The sequence below is a fragment of the Streptomyces sp. NPDC005962 genome (assembly GCF_040629205.1).
In the GTDB taxonomy this organism is placed as follows: Bacteria; Actinomycetota; Actinomycetes; order Streptomycetales; family Streptomycetaceae; genus Streptomyces.
In genome coordinates this window covers 31,414-49,795 of sequence record NZ_JBEXVE010000038.1, presented here as the reverse complement: position 1 = coordinate 49,795, position 18,382 = coordinate 31,414, and the positions used below count along the sequence as shown (strand labels likewise).

The following is an 18,382-nucleotide window of genomic DNA, read 5'->3' as shown; positions in this document are numbered from 1 at the left end:
CCGGCGTCACGAGGCGTTCACCCGTCGGTGAGCGGCCGGAGGGGGTCGTCTCCCAGGTCGCTGGTGTGGGTCTCCTTCAGGAACCACACGCACAGCGCGGAGACCAGGGCGACGACCACGATGTAGCCGGACACCGGCAGCGACGAGCCGGTGGTGGCGACGAGCTGGGTGGCGAGGAGGGGCGTGACGCCACCGCCGACGATGCCGCTCGCGTTGTAGGCCACGGAGGCGCCGGTGTAGCGGTAGCGGGTGGCGAACATCTCGGGCAGGAAGGCGCCCATCGGGCCGTACAGCGCGGCGAAGGCGAGCATCCCGACGGCCATGGCGAGCCCGATGAGCAGGGGCTCACCGGTGTTGATCAGGGCGAACATGGGATACGCCCATACCGCGGCCAGGATGCCCGCGCTCAGGCAGACGTTGCGGCGGCCGACCCGGTCGGACAGGACGGCCAGCAGCGGAGTGGCCAGCCCCAGGACGAGCGCCGCGGCCATCGCGCACAGCAGCAGCATGTCCTTGTCGAGGTCCAGCACCGTGGTGCCGTACGAGAGCGCGAAGGTCGTGATCGTGTAGAAGAGCGTGTGCGCGAGGATGAACGCGCAGGTCGCCAGGGCCAGGGTGGTGCCCTGGCGGCGGACCACGTCGACGATGGGCGCCTTGGCCCGCTCCTGCTGTTCCAGCGCCTTCTGGAAGACGGGTGTTTCGGCGATCCGCATCCGGATGTAGAAGCCGACGATCACCAGCGCCGAGCTGGCGACGAACGGAATCCGCCATCCCCAGGACTCGAACGCCGCGTCGTCCATCACCCGGCCCAGCAGCAGGAACGAGCCGCCCGCGGCGATGAAGCCGATGGCGGGGCCCATCTGCGGGAAGCTCGACCACAGCCCCCGCTTGCCCGGGGGCGCGTACTCGGTGGCCAGCAGCACCGCGCCGCCCCACTCGCCGCCCAGCCCCACACCCTGCAGGAACCGGCACAGGACCAGCAGCAGCGGTGCCGCGATGCCGACGTCCCGGTAGGTGGGCAGCAGCCCGATGGCGACGGTTCCCGTGCCCATGACGAGCAGCGAGGTGACCAGCATCGTCTTGCGGCCGGTGCGGTCCCCGAAGTGTCCGAAGATCACCGCGCCGATCGGGCGGGCCACGAAGCCGACACCGAAGGTGGCGAACGCGGCCAGGGTACCCGCGAGCGCGGAGAAGGTGGGGAAGAAGAGCTTCCCGAGGACGAGCGCGGCGGCGGTCCCGTAGATGTAGAAGTCGTAGAACTCGATGGCCGTTCCGACGAAACTGGCGACCGCGATCCGTGCGGTGGACACCGTACGGACGGCGGGTGGGGCGATGGTGGACATGGCGGCGGCTCCTGGGTGACCTTGGACTGCGGTCGGAGTATGGAGCGCGGTGGCGAAGGGTGCCACCGCGCCCTGTCGGGAATCGGCCGGGCGTTTTCCTCGCTTTGTCGAAATCCGCCAAGGCTCACCCGTAGTCGGCCGCGCCCATGAGCGCGTGGAGGCGGAGCCCCAGGTGGAGGGCGAGCCGGTTGTCGCCGTCGGCCAGGTCGAGCCCGGTGAGTTCCGTGATCCGCTGCAACCGGTAGTAGAGCGAGGTGCGGTGGAGATGGAGCGCCTGCGCGGTGCGCGGGGCCGAACCTCCGTGGTCGAGGTAGGCGGTGAGGGTTTCGGTGAGACGGCCCGAGGAGTCCTGCGCGAGGAGGACGCGCAGCGGTCCGGGCAGCAGCGCGAGGGTCAGACGGTCCGGCGGGAGCAGCGACAGGGGCGCCAGCGCGCCGAGTTCCGACCAGTGGACGATGCCGTCGCCACCGGTCCGCACACCGGCCGCCCGTGCGGCGCCGAGGGCCTGCTCGTACGACATCCACGCCGCCTCGGCGCCGCCTTCCACGGTCTCACCGGTCCCCGCGACCCACTCCGCCGTTCCGGCCAGCACCGACCGTGCCTGTTCGAGGAGTGCCGCCGCGCGGGCGCGCAGCGTCTCCCCCGGCAGGGGGCGGTCGGAGAAGGTCAGCAGGATGCCCTGCGGACCGGCGAGGCAGAACTCGGTCCGCCACGATCTGTCGGCCGCCACCCGCTCCAGCCCCGTGCGCAGCGCCACCTCCGTCGCTCCCGTGCGGTCGGCCGGTGGGTCGCCGACGATGCGGGCGACGGTGACGGTGGCGTAGCGGGACGACGGCAGGCGGCCACCGCCCGCGAGCGCGTCCCGCCCGGTTTCGCGCACGGTGGCCGACGGGTGCAGCAGTTGCCGCAGCGCTCCCTCGCGGGCCGTGCGTTCGGTGTCGGCGGCGGCGACGTCCTGGTACATCAGGGGCGCGAGGGTGCGGGTGGCCTCGGCGACGGCGTCGACGCTGGAGCGCGGGAGGGAGCCGTCGGGGTCGATGACGACGAGCAGGCCCAGCAGTTGGTGCCGCCACCGGATCGGCGCGCACAGCCGGGCCCGCATGCCGAGGTCGGCGCGCGGCGGGATGACACCGGGTTCGGTCCAGCGGTCGACGCCCTGGGCGAGGATGTGGCCGGCCGCGGCGCTCCCCGCGTCACGCTGCAGCACGGCGCGCACCCGCACCCGGTCCTCGTCGCCGAAGTGGCGGCTGGCGCAGAGGATGTGAACGCGTGGATCGTTGACCGCGACGGAGCGGCCTATGCGCTCCGCCAGGTCGTCCACGACGCCCTGGAGTCGGCCTCCGAGCATCGCGCATCGCCTCCCACCGGACAGGGGGCGGCGGCCCGGTCCGTCGCCGCCACCGACAGGGGAAGATCATTACGTATGTCCTCGGTCCGGCGGAAGGGTTATGACCTGGCGTTTTCTACAGACCGAGGAGCGGGTACGGCAGGTTTGCGACGGCCGTCGGTGGTCCGGGGGCGTCTCGGCGCCCAGGATCGGGCCATGCGCAGGGGACGACGGCTGGACGGCCGCACCGCACTTGTCTTCGGGGCCGGGTCGAGCGGGGACGGAGTGAGCAACGGCAAGGCGGCCGCGCTCGCGTTCGCCCGCGAGGGCGCGCGCGTCGCGGCGATCGACAGGGACCCGGACCAGGCGCGCCGTACGGCCGAGGCGATCACGGCCGAGGGCGGTGAGGCGCTGCCTCTGACGGCCGATGTGACGGTGGAGGAGCAGGTGGCCGCCGCCGTCGTGGCGGCCGAGCGCGCCTTCGGTACGCCCACGGTGCTGCACAACAACGTCGGTGTGGCCCATCTGGGCGATGTCACCGCGCTCGACCTCGCCACGTGGCGGTCCGCGCTCGCGGTCAACGTGGACGGTGTCTTCCTGGCCTGCAAGCATGTGCTGCCGCGGATGCTGGCGGCGGGCGGCGGGGCGGTCGTCAACGTGTCGTCGATCGCCGCGATTCGCGACACCGGCTACCCGTATCCCAGCTACAGCGCGGCGAAGGCGGCGGTCAACCAACTCACGGTGGCGCTGGCGCTGCGCCACGCCGCCGAGGGCATCCGCGTCAACGCCGTCCTTCCGGGCCTGATCGACACCCCGCTGGTGGCCCAGCAGATCGTGGCCGGTTGGGACGACCCCGAGGCCGCGCTCGCGGCCCGCCACGCGGCGAGCCCGACCGGACGCATGGGCAGCCCCTGGGATGTGGCGGCGGCCTCCGTGTTCCTCGCGTCCGACGAAGCGGCGTACGTCAACGGCGTGTGTCTGCCGGTGGACGGCGGCCTCACGGCACGCTGCTGAACCCCCCGTGCGGTCGTGCGTCAGGTTCCGGCCAACGAGCGGCACTGTCCACAACTGCGCAACTCCTTGACACTCCGTCACCCGTGCCTTGTCGTAATACCCGCACAAAGTCGAACGCCCTCGCACAGCACCGCACGGACAACGAGGAGTATGGGACATGACGTTACCCACCCGCCCCAGACGCCGGGCCATGGCCGCCGCCCTGGCGGCCGCCCTGGCGGCCGCCACGTTCACGGTGGCCGCGCCGGTCGTGGCACAGGCCGCCGCCCCGGCGAAGGCACCGATATCCGCGCAACCGCAGGCCCAGCGGGCAGAGTTGGCGTCCCTCACCTGGACGCTGCAGAAGGCCCCCAATCCCACCCCGGACCAGCAGGACGCCTATAGCCGCATCACCTCGGCCATGAACGCCGCGGTGGCCCGCTACAACAACCTGAGCGACCTGGGCAAGTCCATCACCGTGCAGTACGACCCGGGCGTTCCCACCGCGGACGGCAACATCAACGGGACCATCCGCTTCGGCAACCGCGCCTATATGACCGAGCGCACCGCGCTGCACGAGATCGCGCACACGATCGGCGTCGGCACGAGCGGCCGTTGGGCCTCGCTCACCAGCGGCGGCACCTGGCGTGGCGCGGAGGCCACCCGGCTCGTCCGGCAGTACGACGGCGCCGCCGCCACGCTGTCCGCCGGGGGCGGCCACTTCTGGCCGTACGGCCTGAACTACGACAACGAGTTCTCCCAGACCGCCGCCGACCGGCACGTCAACATCGTCGCCGCGATGGTACGGGACGGCCTGTAGCGCACCGCACACCGCGCGCCCGAGCGGTCACACGGCAGGGCTGTAGTCCGGCAGGATCAGGCCGGTGTTGGCGGCACGGAACTCGGCTCCCGTCAGCTGGGCGGGGTCGAGCAGGGCCTCGTTGCGAGCGTCGAGCATGTCCTGAGTGCCGGGGACCATCACGGTGCCGCCCGAGGTGGCCAGCGCCTGGTTCTGTTCGGCGAACGGGCGCATCCTGCGCTCGTAGGCGGCGAAGGCGTCCGCGTGGTCGGTGTGCTGGGCCAGTTCCCCGGCCAGGACGTAGGCGCCGACAAGAGCGACGCTGGAGCCCTGGCCGGAGAGGAACGAGGTGGCGTGGGCGGCGTCGCCGACGAGGGTGACACGCCCGCGCGCCCAGGTGGGCAGGTGGATCTGGCTGACGATGTCGAAGAACAGGTCGTCGGCCTCGCGCAGGGCGGCCACCAGGCGCGGAATGTGCCAGGTGTGCTCGGGGAACGTGGCGGCGACGAGCTCGCGCTGGGCCCCGGGGTCGCGGAAGGCGCTGAAGGGCGGCTCCTCCTGCCGGAAGACGAGGAACCCGTGCATCCGGTCGTCGGGTTCGTGGGCGTAGAGGACGGCCGCCCTGCCGGGGGTGTTCCAGATGACCCCCTCGTGTGAGAGCCCGAAGTCGTTGGGGAGGGTGAAACCGGCGAAGGTGTGGCCGAGGTAGCGGTGGAACCGCTCTTCGGGGCCGAAGACCAGGTGGCGGGTGTGGGAGTGCAGTCCGTCCGCGCCGATGACCAGGTCGAAGGTGCGGTGGGCGCCGCTGTCGAAGGTGACCTCGACGCGGTCCCCGCGGTCGTCCAGAGTGGCGATGGAGTCGTTGAACACGAACTCGGCCCGGTCGCGGACCGGGGCGTAGAGGGCGTCCGCCAGGTCGCCGCGCCGCACTTCGAGGTCCAGCCCCTCCGCTCCCCCGGTGATGGCTTCGGGGCGGACGGAGCCGATGAGGGTTCCGTCGGCGTCCACGAAAGACAACTTGCGGCTGTCGACATGGGCTTCGCGCAGTTGTGGGAGCAGTCCCATGCGGTCCGCGACGCCGCGGGCCGTGCCGCGGATGTCGACGGGATAGCCACCGCCGCGGATCGCGGGTGCCTTCTCGACGACGGTGACGTCGAAGCCGTAGCGATCGAGCCAGTAGGCCAGGGCCGGACCGGCGATGCTCGCGCCGGAGATGAGGACCGTGCGGTGCGTGGAGTGGGTCATGACCGCGATAATATAGATACCTAAGTTAGGTAATCAAGTAGAGGCATGGCGACGCCACGGCTTGACGTCGGTCAGAAGTTTCGGCGAGCGCTCAGTCGAAGAGGTCCAGGACGGGCGCGAGCCCCGCCGGGCGCTGGTCAACCGGCAGATGGTCGACGAAGTGCACCGGACAGCCCAGCGCCTTGGCACCGCCGTCCGCGGTGCGGTCGTCACCGACCATCAGCACCTCGGAGGGCGGCAGGCCGAGCGTGTCGCACGCGGCTCGGAAGATGGCGGGGTCGGGCTTCTGCCTGCCCAGCTCGAAGGAGAGCACGTAGGCGTCCACCAGCCCGTCGAGGTCATGCGCCCGGAAGACCGGCCGCAGGTCCCAGCCGATGTTGCTGACCACGGCCACCGGGACCCCGCGTCGGCGCAGTTCCCGCAGCGTGGCCTCGGTGTCGGGGTAAGGGCGCCACGCGGCGGGCGTCTTGTGGCGGTCGTAGAGGGCCTGCGTCAGCTCCGCCCTCGGCAGCCCGGCCTCCGCGATCAGCGCGGTGTAGGCGGCTCGATGCTGATGTGCGCTCAGGTCTCGTTCGCGCCACAGCTGTTCGAGGTGGGCGGGAATGTGCCGGGGTGCCGGTTCGCCCGGCAGTGCTCCGTACTCCGTCAACTGCCCTACCCAGTCCGAGAACTGCTCGCCGTCCGCGGGGACGGCGGCCTCCGCCAGGACCGCGCCGAGCCACTCCCCTACCGACTCGACGCGCATCAGCGTTCCGGAAAAGTCGAACATCACTCCGTTGGCCATACCGCGATCGTAGCCAGCCCCTCAGCGGCACACGGTGGCAATGCGCATCCGGTCGCTGTCGTCGTCCGACAGGAACGACGCCAGGGCCCGGCCCTCCTCGGTGACGGCGGTGTGCTCGGCGCGGGAGAAGCCGCGCAGCGGGGTGACGGTCACGGTGCCCGCCTCGACGGTCCAGGTCGCGGCGACCCTGCCGTCCACCAGGACGACGCGGGCGCCAGCCACGGACAGGCCACGGTGGGCGTCGTCGATGATCCGGCCGCGGTCGTGGTAGCCGAGGATCGCGTTGTCGAACGCCGGCAGGAACCGCACTGGGGCGGCTGTGCCGGGGTCGGGGCGCGGCGCGTCGGGCAGGTCGAGAGGTTCGCGGCCGCGCGTGTCGCGGAAGGTGACGAGCTCCCCGCGGACGGCGGCCACGGCGGTGGGCAGTCCGGCGAGGCCGCACCAGGCGCGCAGGTCGGCCGAGGCGGCGGGGCCGAACGCGGCCAGGTAGCGGCGTACCAGCGCCTCGCCGACCGGGTCGGTCCCCTGGGGTGCGGGCGGATCGATCTCGCGGCCCAGCCAGCGGGCGAGCGGAGTGTTGCGCACCCGCGACGTCGCGCGCCACAGCCCGCGCGGCGGCAGCTGCACGACCGGGACGAGGGCGGCGATCGCCATCTCCCCCAGCGCCCTCGGGCTCGGTGCGGGCCAGCGGTCGGCGAGGATTCGCGCGATCTCGGCCATCGAGCGGGGTTCGCCGTCGGCGAGCACCGCGCGGGCCGCCGTGGCGAGTTCACCGAGGTCGACCCCGTCGAGGTCGCGCCGGTAGGTGCCCATCACTTTCTGGCGCAGCATGGTGTCGTGGCGGGCCCGCCAGGCCAGCACGTCGTCGGCGGCGAGGAGGTGAACGGTGCGGCGCATGAGGTGGGTTCGCACCGCGCTCCGCCCGGTCAGCAGGGTGTCCAGGGACGCCGGTTGGAACCCGCGCAGCCGCGACCACAGGCCGGTGAACGGCTCCTGCGGCTCCTGCGCCTGGAGGCCGCCGAGGTGCGCGACGGCGTCGAGGACCGGCATGTCGGCGCGGTCGAGCAGCAGCTGCCGGGCCAGCGTGGCGCGGCCCAGCGCCCTGGTGTCGAGAACGGTCATCGACGCGTGTTCCCTTCGGTTCCGTGCGTACGGAACGACGATCGCAGGAGATGCGGTCAGGATGTGACCGCATCTCCGGGCGATCGGCGGCGATCGACGCCGGAACCGCCGTGCCGCCTACGGCAGCTCCGGGCCGCGGTATTCGCTCATCGCGTCGATGAGCCAGCGCGCCAGGTAATCGGCGAACGAGGACCGTGGGAGGAGCCGGTACGTCGGCGCGTCGTCGGCCTGCCAGAGCAGCACCGCGACCGGCCCCACCGTGGTCGACACCGCCCGGCCGGAGCCGAAGGCCCGGGGGTGCAGGTCCAGGGGGCAGCCCTTCTCCAGCACCTGCCGGGCGGCCGGGCCGCTCAGCTCCAGCGTGGTGCGGTTCGCCGAGACGTCCACCACCGATCCGGGGTCTCCCGCGAGTGCCTCCCGCAACTCGGCGGCCACGGCGGGCCCGTCGGCCGGGGAGGCCGGGGAGGCCGGGGACACCACGAGCCACTCGTCGGGGCCGAGCCAGAGGACCGTGTGGGGGCCGGAGGCCATGGTGTGGCCGCACTGCCTCGGGAGCGGCGCCCCCAGGGTCTTGCCGATGCGGTCGGCCGCCTCCGAAGCGGGGTCGACACGCAGGTTCACCATGGTGAGGAACGGCCACTCGGCCAATGCCACGCCACGGGCGCCGGTGACGGCGGCGGCGCGCATCCGCTCCTCCCAGTGGGCCAGCGGGCTGGTGCGCAATGCCACCGGGCCCGCGCCCGCGTCGATCGTCGGTTCAGCCATCGCGCTTGGTCCCTTCGGGGTCGTACAGGACGGTGTCGGCCACCAGGACGGGCACCAGTTCCTCGCCCACCGGGGCGAGCAGGGTCTGCCCGATCCTGGCCCGCCCGTCGGCGACGAGGGCGAGGGCGAAGGGGCGGCCGAGGGCCGGGCTGTGGTAGCTGGAGGTGACGTGGCCGAGCATCGGCACGGGCACCGTGTCCAAGGGGACGTCCGGCGCGACGAGCTGGGCGCCCTCGGGCAGCCGGGTCCTGCCGTCGCTCGGCAGCAGGCCGACCAGCTGCTTGCGGTCGGTGCGTGAGGTGTCCGGGCGGGCGTAGGACCGCTTTCCGACGAAGTCCTTCTGCTTGGAGACCACCCAGGACATGCCCGCGTCCTGCGGAGTGACCGTCCCGTCGGTGTCCTGGCCGACGATGATGTAGCCCTTCTCGGCCCGCAGGACGTGCATGGTCTCGGTGCCGTACGGGGTGATGCCGTGCGGCAGCCCGGCCTCGTACACCTGCTCCCAGACGGCCCGGCCGTACCACGCGGAGACGTTGATCTCGTAGGCGAGTTCGCCGGAGAAGGAGATCCGGCAGACGCGGGCGGGGACACCGGAGGCCAGGGTGGTCTCGCGGAAGGCCATGAAGGGGAACGCCTCGGCGGACAGGTCGAGGTCGGGGGCGAGTTGGGCGAGAACCTGGCGGGAACGGGGGCCGACGACGGCGATCGTCGTCCACTGCTCGGTCACCGAGGTGCAGTGGACGTCGAGTCCCGGCCACTCGGTCTGCAGCCACTCCTCCAGCCAGTCCAGGACCCCGGCGGCGCCGCCGGTCGTGGTGGTCATGAAGTAGCGGTTCTCGTCCAGGCGCAGCGTGACGCCGTCGTCGAAGATCATCCCGTCGGGCCCGCACATCACGCCGTAGCGGGCCATGCCGGGCTTCAGCTTCTTGAAGCCGTTGGTGTAGACGCGGCCCAGGAACTCGCCCGCGTCCGCGCCCCAGATCTCGATCTTGCCGAGGGTGGTGGCGTCCATGAACGCCACGCCCTCGCGGGCGGCGCGGCACTCGCGGTCCACGGCCGCGTCCATGTCCTCACCGGGCCGGGGGTAGTACCGGGGGCGCTTCCACTGCCCGACGTCCTCGAACACCGCCCCGTGCGCGACGTGCCAGCCGTGGACGGACGTGGTGCGCTCCGGGTCGAACAGCTCGCCGCGCTCACGTCCGGCCAGGGCGGCGAAGCCCACCGGCGTGTACGGCGCCCGGTAGGCCGTGGTGCCGATCTCACCGGGTGACGCGTCCGAGCCGAGGGCCTCGGCGATCACACCGATCGCGTTGACGCCGGACGTCTTGCCCTGGTCGTTCGCCGTGCCGAGCGAGGTGTAGCGCTTGACGTGTTCGACCCCGCGCATACCGGCGCCGACCGACCGCCGGACGTCGGCGACCGTCACATCGCGCTGCAGGTCGACGAAGTGGGTGTCCCAGGTGCCGGGTTCGCCCCCGGGTGCGGGGACGAGCCACAGTGCGCGAACGGGCCCGGTTTCGGACCGCGCCTGGTCGGACCGCGCCTCGTCGGACGGCGGCACGGGGACCGGGAATCCGGCGTCCGTCGCGGCCCGCGCACCGGCCCGCGCCCCTTCGGCCAGAGCGCCGTCGAGGCCGTACGTCCCACGGGCCGCGCCGACGACCCGCTGGTCCCGTACGGTGCCGTCGGGCACGAAGGCGGCCAGGTCCTCGTCCCAGCGCAGCCTGCCCTGGCGCTGGCTGTGCAGGTGCACCACCGGGCTCCAGCCACCCGAGACGGCCAGCAGGTCGCAGTCGAACGACTCGGGGTCACCGGTGAGTTGCCCGTGGTCGTCGAGGGGCAGGACGGTGACGCCGGTGAGGCGGCTCCCGCCCGCGGTGGCGACCACCGCGCTGCCCGTCAGCACCCGCACGCCGGTCGCCACGGCCACCTCGGCGGCCCGCCGGGACAGCTCGGGACGGGCGTCCACCACCGCGGCGATGTCGATGCCGACGGCGTGCAGATCCTCGACCGTGGCGTAGGCGCTGTCGTTGGTGGTGCTCACCACGGCCCGCGAGCCCGGGGTCACGGCGTACCGGTTGACGTACGAGCGCACGGCCGAGGCGAGCATCACCCCGGGGCGGTCGTTTCCGGCGAAGACCAGCGGACGCTCGTGGGCGCCGGTCGCCAGGACCACCTGGCGGGCCCGGATGTGCCACACCCGCTGGCGCGAGACGCCTTCGGACGGGTCGGGGGCGTCGGCGCCGAGGTGGTCGGTGCGGCGCTGCAGGGCCAGGACGTAGTTGTCGTCGTAGCTGCCGAACGCCGTGGTGCGCAGCAGGACGACGGCCTCGGGGGCGGCGTCGAGTGCCGCGTGGGCGTCGGCGACCCACGCGAGGTCGGCCCGCCCCCCGGAGAGCAGCGAACCGCCCGGCTCGGGCTGCTCGTCGAGGAGGATCACGCGGGCGCCGGAGCCCGCGGCGGCGGTGGCGGCGCTGAGCCCGGCAGGCCCGGCGCCGACAACGAGGACATCGGTGTGGACGTACTTCTTGTCGTAGACGGCGGGGTCGGCGGCCGGGTCGAGGCGGCCCATCCCGGACAGCGTGGTGGCGGACAGGCCGTCGTACAGCTCCGCCGTCGTCGCGGGCAGCATGCCCTCCGCGCACGGCCCGTCGATCCGCACCAGGGCGTTGGGCTCCTCGGCGCCCGCGGCGGCGATGCCGCGCGGGCGGCCGCGGTAGAGCGACGGAGCGACCTCCACGAGCCCGTTCGCCAGCATCGCCGAGGCGACGGTGTCTCCGGGGTGCCCGGTCATCTCCCGGCCGTCGACGGTGAACCGCAGCACGGTGCCGCGGTCGACGCGGCCTCCGCCCGGGAGCCGGAATGGCTGGTCGGTCATCGGTTCCCTCCGGCCTGGGGCAGTTCGGGGCGGGGCTCGTCGAGCCGGTAGGCGGCCAGCATCTGGTAACTCGCGGTGTCACGCAGGACGTTGAACCAGCGGCGGCAGCCGGTGCCGTGCATCCACCGCTCGGCGAAGGGCCCCTTGGGGTTGTCGCGGTAGAAGACGTACCCGGCCCACTGCTCGTCGGTGAGGTCCGCGGTGTTTCCGGGGTAGGGGACATGGGCCTGTCCCCCGTAGTGGTATTCGGCCTCGTCGCGAGGACCGCACCATGGGCAGGTGATCAGCAGCACGGTGTTCTCCTCAGTGCGCCACGGCCGCGGCGCCGTGTTCGTCGATCAGTGCGCCCGTCGTGAAGCGTTCGAGGGCGAAGGGGGCGTTCAGCGGATGCGGTTCGCCCGTGGCGATGGTGTGCGCGAAGGTCAGGCCGGCGGCCGGAGTGGCCTTGAATCCGCCGGTGCCCCAGCCGCAGTTGACGTAGAGGTTCTCGATCGGGGTGGCGCCGATGACCGGGGAGGCGTCCGGGGTGACGTCGACGATGCCGCCCCAGGTCCGCAGTACGTGCGCACGGGCGAAGACGGGGAACAGCTCCACCGCGGCGGCCATCTGCTGCTCGATCACATGGAACGAGCCGCGCTGCCCGTAGCCGTTGTACGCGTCGACGCCCGCACCCATCACCAGCTCGCCCTTGTGCGCCTGGGAGACGTAGACGTGCACATGGTTCGACATCACCACGGTGGGGTGCACCGGCTCGTGCAGCTCGGAGACCAGCGCCTGGAGGGGGTGAGACTGCACCGGCAGCCGGAATCCGGCCAGCTCGGCCAGGACGCTGCTGTGCCCGGCGGCCGCGAGGCCGACCCGGCCCGCGAGGATACGGCCGCGGCTGGTCTCCACGCCCACGACCCGGTCGCCGTCCTTGACGAAGCCGGTGACCTCGCACCCCTGGATCAGATCCACGCCCAGCTCGTCGGCCCGCCGGGCCAGCGCCCAGGCGACGTGGTCGTGCTTGGCGATACCGGCCCGCGGCTGGAAGGTGGCGCCGAGGACCGGATACCGGGTGCGGGGCGAGACGTTGAGGATGGGGCAGACCTCGGCGACCTCGTCGGGTTCGAGCCACTCGGCGTCGACTCCGTTGAGACGGTTGGCGCTCACCCGGCGCACGCCCTCGCGGACGTCCTGCAAGGTGTGCGCGAGGTTGAGGACGCCTCGCTGGCTGAACAGGAAGTCGTAGCCCAGCTCCTCCGGGAGCCGTTCCCACAGCCCCAGCGCGTGCTCGTACATCGCCGAGCTCTCGTCCAGCAGGTAGTTGGAGCGGATGATCGTGGTGTTGCGTGCCATATTGCCGCCGGCCAGCCAGCCCTTCTCCAGGACGGCCACGTTGGTGATGCCGTGGTTCTTGGCGAGGTAGTAGGCGGTGGCCAGGCCGTGGCCGCCCGCGCCGACGATGACGACGTCGTATGAGGAGCGCGGCTCGGGGTTGCGCCAGAGGAAGTCCGGGTGCTCCGGCAGCGGCTGGGTGGTCATGCCGCGTCTCCGTTCAGCTGGAGGTGTTCAGGTGGGGGTAGAGGGGGAACGCACCGGCAAGCTTTTCGACCCGGTCGCGCAGCGGGCCCGCGCTCGCGTCGCCGAACCGGTCGACCTTCAGGGCCTGGGCGATGATGTCCGCGACCTCCCGGAACTCCGTCTCGCCGAAGCCCCGGGCGGCCAGGGCCGGGGTGCCGATCCGCAACCCCGAGGAGACCATCGGCGGGCGCGGGTCGAACGGCACCGCGTTGCGGTTGACGGTGATACCGATGCGGTGCAGCCGGTCCTCGGCCTGCTGCCCGTCGAGCGCGGAGCCGCGCAGGTCCACGAGGACGAGATGGACTTCGGTGCCACCGGTCAGCACCGTGATCCCGGCCTCGGCCACATCGTCGGCCAGCAGCCGCCCGGCGAGGATGCGGGCACCGGCCAGGGTGCGCCGCTGGCGTTCGGTGAACTCCTCGCCCGCCGCCACCTTGAAGGCCACCGCCTTCGCCGCGATGACGTGTTCCAGCGGTCCGCCCTGCTGGCCGGGGAAGACCGCGGAGTTGATTTTCTTCGCCAGGTCGGCGCGGCTGAGGATCACACCGCCGCGCGGGCCGCCGAGGGTCTTGTGCGTGGTGGTCGTCACGACGTCGGCGTACGGCACCGGGCTCGGATGGAGGCCCGCGGCCACCAGACCGGCGAAGTGCGCCATGTCCACCAGCAGATACGCGCCCACCGCGTCGGCGATGCGCCGGAACGCGGCGAAGTCCAGCCGCCGGGGATAGGCCGACCACCCGGCGACGATCATCTTCGGGCGGTGTGCGAGGGCGAGCTGCTCGACCTCGTCCATGTCGACGCGCATGTCGGACTCGCGCACGTGGTACGGCACGACGTTGTACAGCTTGCCGGAGTAGTTGAGGCGCATGCCGTGGGTCAGATGGCCACCGTGCGCCAGGTCGAGCCCGAGGATGGTGTCGCCGGGATTCAGCAGCGCGAACATCGCGGCCGCGTTGGCCTGGGCGCCCGAGTGCGGCTGGACGTTGGCGGCCTCCGCGCCGAAGAGTTGCTTCACCCGGGCGATGGCCAGCTTCTCGACCACGTCGATGTGCTCGCAGCCGCCGTAGTAGCGGCGGCCGGGATAGCCCTCGGCGTATTTGTTGGTCAGGACCGAGCCCTGGGCCTCCATGACCGCGGCCGGAGCGAAGTTCTCCGAGGCGATCATCTCCAGGGTCGACTGCTGGCGGTGCAGCTCGGCGTCCACCGCGGCGGCGACGTCGGGGTCGAGTTCGCGGAGCGGGAGAGAAAGCGGGGAGGGGTGGGAGGTGGGGGCGGTGACCGTGGTGATCGACGGGTTCGTTGCCATCTGTGCACCATCCTGAGAGCCAACTAATGGGCAACTGATATATCAGCCTCTGCGGTAAGGTATGGGAGCTCGCCGGACAGGTCAAGGGGGCTTCTTCCATGCAGCACGTGGCGACCGAGCCGAGGGACGAGGAGCTGTCCCTCGCCGAGCGCGCCTACCGCGCCATCCGCGACCGCCTCGTCATGCTCGAAATCCGCCCCGGCGCGCCGATCAACGAGGACCAGCTGGCACAGTCCCTCGGCGTCGGACGGACACCCGTGCGCGAGGCGCTCAAGCGGCTCCAGTACGAGCGGCTGATCGCGACCTACCCCCGGCGCGGCACCTTCGCCACCGATGTGAACATCACCGACCTGGCCCATATCTCCGAGGTGCGCCAGGAGCTGGAGCCGCTGGCCGCCGCCCAGGCCGCGCGCCGCGCCACGGCCACGGACCGTGCGGCGCTGACGGCCGCCCTACGGGAGCTGGCGGGCGTGGATTCCGGTGGGCGGGAAGCCGGCGACCTCATGCGCCTGGACCTGCGGGTCCACCGCGCCATCTACGCCGCCACCCACAACCCGTACCTGGAGGACACGCTCGTCCGCCACGACAACCTGGCCACCCGCATCTGGTGTCTGTTCATCGACCGGCTGTCGGACATGGCCGGTCATGTCGAGGAGCACGGACCGCTGATCGAGGCAGTCGTCGCCGGTGATTCCGAGAAGGCGGCACAGCTCGCCCGCGATCACGTCGAGGGCTTCGAACGGGCCATTCGCGCCGCGATCTGAGACGGCGTCCGGCGTGCGGCCCGAGATGCGGTCCGAGGGCCCAAGGCGCCGCTGCGCGTCAGGGTGAATCGTCCGGGCGGGTGCGGGGCCTGCCCGCCAGGGTGGTCCACAGATGCGGGGCCGCGTCGTCCTCGGGGAGCTGGGCGATCATGAAGCGGACGCAGCGTTCGATCTTGACCCGCCACAGGCGGGCCGCCTCGTTCCCGTCGGCGTCGCGCAACGCCTCGTAGACGGCGGTGTCCTCGTCGGTGATGGTGTCGCACGCCTGGCTGTAGTCCATGTCCAGCACCGTGACGAACATGCGCAGACGGGCCGTGAGGCGTTCGAAGGTCTGGGCTGCCTGTGGCAGGTCCGCGGTGCGGGCGAGGGCGTCCTGAAACCACAGGTCGACTTCCCGGACCCGGGCGTGATCGCCGTCGCGGGCGGCGGCGCGGACCTCCGCCAGGGCCGCCGATGCCGGGGCGAGCTGCTCGCGCCCGAGCATCGCCACCCGCCGGATGAGCAGCGCGCCCAGGCTGGCGCGCAGGGCGTAGAGGTCCAGGACGTCCTTCGCCGTGACGGCGGGGACGGCGGTCGCGCCGCCCGGGAGCAGGTCGAGCATGCCCTCCTCGGCCAGCGCCCGCAGCCCCGCGCGGACGGCCCGGCGCGAGAGGCCGAGGCGGCTGCCGAGCGGCGTCTCCCGGACCCGGTCGCCGGGGCGGAGGGGCCCGGCGAGGAGGGCTTCGCGCAACAGACCGACCACGGGATCGGTCGTGAGCGGTGCGCCGGGCGGCTCGTCGGGGGATGTGAACCTGGTCGCCGTGGGGACGTCGGCGTGGCCGGGCGCGCACACGTCCCGGGCGTTCGAGTCGTTGCCGGAGCCGCAGATGGACGGGGTGTCGTACACCGGACGCGGGGCGGCGACCCGGGTGAAGGGGGCCGCGGACGGGGTCCAGGTGGTGGACCAGGTCAGCAGCGCGTCACGGAGGCGGTGCGCATCGGGGGCGGGCTCGGGAGCCGTCTCGGGGGCGGTCTCATGAGCGGGCCGGGCATCTGTGGCGAGGAGGCGCCGGGTCTCGTCGGTCCACTCCGCCGGGCCGGGTACGTGGTGCCAGCGCAGCCGCGGGGACACGTCCTGGCACCCGGAGTGGCATTCCGCGGTGACGCCGTGTGCCAGGAGGTGCACCACTCCCCCGGTATCGGCCGCCACCCCCGCCTGCTCCAGGAACGTACGCAGGGCGGGGTGGTCCGTCCGGGCCGTGTCCCGCGGGTGCCGCCCGCCCCGGAGCGCGGCGAAGGCGGAGGCCACAGCCAGGACGTGGGGCGCCTCCCGCTCCTGGCCGAACAACCGGCCCGCGCAGGTGCGCACGGCTCCGCCCCGCCCCGGCCGGGCCGCCACGGCGAGCACGCACACCGGTGGCGCGATGAACAGACCGACGACCTCCTCGGCGCGCTCCGGCAGGGACCACGCCCGGCGCGGCCCGGGAGCGGTACCCGCCCCCGGCTGGACCCGGCAGGCCCGCCAGATGCGGCTCACCGTGCTCTGGCTCAGACCGGTCTCGGCGGCCAGGGAGCGGGTCGACCAGGCCTGCCCGGCACCGGGCGGTGGTGGGGTGAGGGTGCGGACGAGGACATGGGCCACGGTGTCGTCGTCCGCCGCGGGAGGCCGCCCCGGTCGGGGGTGCTCGTCGAGGCCCGCCAGCCGTTCGGCGAGGAAGCGGGCGCGCCACTTGCCGACCATGTCGCGGGAGATGCCGAGGCGGTCGGCCACACCGGTGTTGGTGGGCTCGTCCTCGCAGGCCAGCACGATCCGCGCGCGCAGCGCCCGGGCCTGTGAGCAGCTGCGGCTGCGGGTCCATGCCGTCAGTGCGGCCCGTTCGTCCTCGGTGAGAACCACGGCGTTGCGGGGACGGCCGACCATGGCGGCAACCGTAGCCGAACTTCTGATTCGGATGTACCCCGGCGCCGGGTGTGATGCCGCGGCCATTGTTGGCCGCTCGCGGCGTTCACATACTTCGTTGCCATCCGGCGGCCGCCGACGACATCGACCCCGACCTGGACCGGACGGCCCCTCCAGGGCACGTCCGGGTACCGCTCCCGGAGGCAGTGATGACCGCGAACGCAGGAAGCAGAGTGGACGAAGCGCCACTGACGAGCTTCCACAAGAAACTGGCGCTGTACTCCTCCGGGGGCCCGTTCCTCGATGGCTACATCCTGAGCATCATCGGCGTCGCCATGGTGCAGATCACGCCGCAGCTGGATCTGTCCGACTCCGCCCAGGGCCTCATCGGCGCCTCGGCGCTCATCGGCATCTTCCTCGGCGCCTTCGCGGGCGGCTTCCTGACCGACAAGTTCGGCCGGCAGCTCCTGTACACCATCGACCTGATCGCCATCATCGTCTGCTCGGTGGCCCAGTTCTGGGCCACCGATCCGGTGTGGCTGTTCATCCTGCGCCTGCTGATCGGCATGGCGGTCGGCGCCGACTACCCCATCGCCACCTCCCTGCTGGCCGAGTTCACGCCGCGCCGTTACCGGGGGCCGCTGCTCGGCGGCCTGGTCGTCATGTGGTTCGTGGGCGCCGCCACCGCGTACATCGTCGGCGAGATCCTGCTGTCGGTCGGCGACGACGGGTGGCGGTGGATGCTCGCCAGCGCCACCCTGCCCGCCACGATCATCGTGCTGCTGCGTCATGGCACGCCCGAGTCCCCGCGCTGGCTGGCGAACAAGGGCCACACCGACAGGGCCGAGGCCGTCCTCAAGCAGGTCTACGGTCCCGACGCGACGGTCGCCGACCTGCCGACGGAGGATCACGAGAACGTCGACGTCATGGCGATCATGCGCTCCGGTTACGGCGGACGGATGCTGTACATCTCCGTCTTCTGGACCTGTTCCGTCGTCCCGCTGTTCGCCATCTACGCCTTCGGGCCGAAGATCCTGGACGCGCTGCAGCTCAAGGGCGGCCTCGCCAATATCGGGGAGGCGCTGATCACCGTCATGTTCCTCCTCGGCTGTGTGGTGGCACTGCTCGGGGTGAACCGTATGGGCCGGCGCCCGCTGGTCATCCACAGTTTCGTCTGGTCGGGCCTGGCCCTGCTGCTGCTCGGCATCTTCCCCCACGCGCCGTCGGCCGTGATCATGACCCTGTTCGCGCTGTACGCGATCATCATCGGCGGCACTCAGATCCTTCAGTGGATCTACCCGAACGAACTGTTCCCGACGGAGGTACGCGGCTCCGCCGTCGGGCTGGCCTCCTCCGTCAGCCGTATCGGCGCCGCCGTCGGCACCTATCTCGTCCCGCTGGCCCTGACCAGCTGGGGCATCGGCGGCACCATGATCGCCGCCGCCGCGATCAGCCTTCTCGGCGCCCTTGTATCCGTCCTGTGGGCGCCCGAGACACGGGGCATGGCCCTGCACGAAGCCGCCGCGCTGCACCCCCGGGCCGCCGAGCCCGCCGGGCGCCCGGCCGGTGTCTGACCGCCGCAATTCTCCAGCCGCGAATCCCCTATGGGTGCAG

The 18,382-nt window shown here is 72.2% G+C and carries 15 protein-coding genes; 4 read left to right on the top strand and 11 right to left on the bottom strand.

The features are described 5' to 3' along the window. Positions 1-17: 17 nt before the first annotated feature. A complete protein-coding gene (locus ABZ370_RS38875; RefSeq protein ID WP_358631529.1) occupies positions 18-1,343 on the bottom strand; it encodes an MFS transporter in 1,326 nt (441 codons plus the stop codon). A 124-nt stretch (positions 1,344-1,467) separates the two neighbouring features. Beyond that, positions 1,468-2,691: a helix-turn-helix domain-containing protein gene (locus ABZ370_RS38870; RefSeq protein ID WP_358631526.1), complete on the bottom strand. Its 1,224-nt coding sequence runs from the start codon at positions 2,689-2,691 to the stop codon at positions 1,468-1,470. A 195-nt stretch (positions 2,692-2,886) separates the two neighbouring features. Between ABZ370_RS38870 and ABZ370_RS38865 the strand changes: the two genes are divergently transcribed. Next, on the top strand, positions 2,887-3,684 hold the full coding sequence (locus ABZ370_RS38865; protein ID WP_358631523.1) for an SDR family oxidoreductase: 798 nt from the start codon (positions 2,887-2,889) through the stop codon (positions 3,682-3,684). 157 nt (positions 3,685-3,841) lie between these two features. Beyond that, a complete protein-coding gene (locus ABZ370_RS38860) occupies positions 3,842-4,483 on the top strand; it encodes a hypothetical protein (protein WP_358631520.1) in 642 nt (213 codons plus the stop codon). A gap of 27 nt (positions 4,484-4,510) precedes the next feature. Here ABZ370_RS38860 and ABZ370_RS38855 read toward each other — a convergent pair whose 3' ends face one another. The 8 genes from ABZ370_RS38855 to glyA form a co-directional block, all read right to left on the bottom strand. Beyond that, positions 4,511-5,707: an FAD-dependent monooxygenase gene (locus ABZ370_RS38855; RefSeq protein WP_358631518.1), complete on the bottom strand. Its 1,197-nt coding sequence runs from the start codon at positions 5,705-5,707 to the stop codon at positions 4,511-4,513. Between the two features lie 91 nt (positions 5,708-5,798). After that, entirely contained in the window at positions 5,799-6,491 is a 693-nt protein-coding gene (locus tag ABZ370_RS38850; protein WP_358631515.1) for an HAD-IA family hydrolase, read from the bottom strand. Positions 6,492-6,512: 21 nt separating this feature from the next. Then, a complete protein-coding gene (locus ABZ370_RS38845; protein WP_358631512.1) occupies positions 6,513-7,613 on the bottom strand; it encodes a winged helix DNA-binding domain-containing protein in 1,101 nt (366 codons plus the stop codon). Positions 7,614-7,730: 117 nt separating this feature from the next. Then, entirely contained in the window at positions 7,731-8,378 is a 648-nt protein-coding gene (locus tag ABZ370_RS38840; protein ID WP_358631509.1) for a sarcosine oxidase subunit gamma family protein, read from the bottom strand. Continuing rightward, positions 8,371-11,256, bottom strand: a complete 2,886-nt coding sequence (locus tag ABZ370_RS38835; RefSeq protein WP_358631506.1) for a sarcosine oxidase subunit alpha family protein — start codon at positions 11,254-11,256, stop codon at positions 8,371-8,373. Before ABZ370_RS38835 ends, ABZ370_RS38840 begins: the two co-directional genes overlap by 8 nt. Next, positions 11,253-11,549, bottom strand: coding sequence for a sarcosine oxidase subunit delta (locus ABZ370_RS38830; RefSeq protein WP_358631503.1), 297 nt, complete (start codon positions 11,547-11,549; stop codon positions 11,253-11,255). Before ABZ370_RS38830 ends, ABZ370_RS38835 begins: the two co-directional genes overlap by 4 nt. 10 nt (positions 11,550-11,559) lie before the next feature. Then, the gene (locus tag ABZ370_RS38825) at positions 11,560-12,780 is read right to left on the bottom strand and encodes a sarcosine oxidase subunit beta family protein (protein WP_358631500.1); all 1,221 of its coding nucleotides are present in this window, start codon (positions 12,778-12,780) and stop codon (positions 11,560-11,562) included. A 13-nt stretch (positions 12,781-12,793) separates the two neighbouring features. Beyond that, positions 12,794-14,125, bottom strand: a complete 1,332-nt coding sequence (glyA, locus tag ABZ370_RS38820) for a serine hydroxymethyltransferase (protein ID WP_358631497.1) — start codon at positions 14,123-14,125, stop codon at positions 12,794-12,796. 98 nt (positions 14,126-14,223) lie between these two features. Here glyA and ABZ370_RS38815 point away from each other — a divergent pair, with 98 nt between their 5' ends. Beyond that, positions 14,224-14,889, top strand: coding sequence for a GntR family transcriptional regulator (locus tag ABZ370_RS38815; RefSeq protein ID WP_358631494.1), 666 nt, complete (start codon positions 14,224-14,226; stop codon positions 14,887-14,889). Between the two features lie 58 nt (positions 14,890-14,947). Here ABZ370_RS38815 and ABZ370_RS38810 read toward each other — a convergent pair whose 3' ends face one another. Next, the gene (locus ABZ370_RS38810; RefSeq protein WP_358631491.1) at positions 14,948-16,789 is read right to left on the bottom strand and encodes a helix-turn-helix domain-containing protein; all 1,842 of its coding nucleotides are present in this window, start codon (positions 16,787-16,789) and stop codon (positions 14,948-14,950) included. Positions 16,790-16,977: 188 nt separating this feature from the next. Here ABZ370_RS38810 and ABZ370_RS38805 point away from each other — a divergent pair, with 188 nt between their 5' ends. Further along, positions 16,978-18,342: an MFS transporter gene (locus ABZ370_RS38805; RefSeq protein ID WP_358631488.1), complete on the top strand. Its 1,365-nt coding sequence runs from the start codon at positions 16,978-16,980 to the stop codon at positions 18,340-18,342. The last annotated feature ends 40 nt before the right edge of the window (positions 18,343-18,382 follow it).

What these genes read in the sequence shown, in the direction of transcription:
- ABZ370_RS38875 (WP_358631529.1), bottom strand. Translation starts at nt 1,343, where the DNA reads ATGTCCACCATCGCCCCACCCGCCGTCCGTACGGTGTCCACCGCACGG.
- ABZ370_RS38845 (WP_358631512.1), bottom strand. Translation starts at nt 7,613, where the DNA reads ATGACCGTTCTCGACACCAGGGCGCTGGGCCGCGCCACGCTGGCCCGG.
- ABZ370_RS38825 (WP_358631500.1), bottom strand. Translation starts at nt 12,780, where the DNA reads ATGACCACCCAGCCGCTGCCGGAGCACCCGGACTTCCTCTGGCGCAAC.
- ABZ370_RS38840 (WP_358631509.1), bottom strand. Translation starts at nt 8,378, where the DNA reads ATGGCTGAACCGACGATCGACGCGGGCGCGGGCCCGGTGGCATTGCGC.
- ABZ370_RS38835 (WP_358631506.1), bottom strand. Translation starts at nt 11,256, where the DNA reads ATGACCGACCAGCCATTCCGGCTCCCGGGCGGAGGCCGCGTCGACCGC.
- ABZ370_RS38870 (WP_358631526.1), bottom strand. Translation starts at nt 2,691, where the DNA reads ATGCTCGGAGGCCGACTCCAGGGCGTCGTGGACGACCTGGCGGAGCGC.
- glyA (WP_358631497.1), bottom strand. Translation starts at nt 14,125, where the DNA reads ATGGCAACGAACCCGTCGATCACCACGGTCACCGCCCCCACCTCCCAC.
- ABZ370_RS38855 (WP_358631518.1), bottom strand. Translation starts at nt 5,707, where the DNA reads ATGACCCACTCCACGCACCGCACGGTCCTCATCTCCGGCGCGAGCATC.
- ABZ370_RS38815 (WP_358631494.1), top strand. Translation starts at nt 14,224, where the DNA reads ATGCAGCACGTGGCGACCGAGCCGAGGGACGAGGAGCTGTCCCTCGCC.
- ABZ370_RS38810 (WP_358631491.1), bottom strand. Translation starts at nt 16,789, where the DNA reads ATGGTCGGCCGTCCCCGCAACGCCGTGGTTCTCACCGAGGACGAACGG.
- ABZ370_RS38860 (WP_358631520.1), top strand. Translation starts at nt 3,842, where the DNA reads ATGACGTTACCCACCCGCCCCAGACGCCGGGCCATGGCCGCCGCCCTG.
- ABZ370_RS38865 (WP_358631523.1), top strand. Translation starts at nt 2,887, where the DNA reads ATGCGCAGGGGACGACGGCTGGACGGCCGCACCGCACTTGTCTTCGGG.
- ABZ370_RS38805 (WP_358631488.1), top strand. Translation starts at nt 16,978, where the DNA reads ATGACCGCGAACGCAGGAAGCAGAGTGGACGAAGCGCCACTGACGAGC.
- ABZ370_RS38850 (WP_358631515.1), bottom strand. Translation starts at nt 6,491, where the DNA reads ATGGCCAACGGAGTGATGTTCGACTTTTCCGGAACGCTGATGCGCGTC.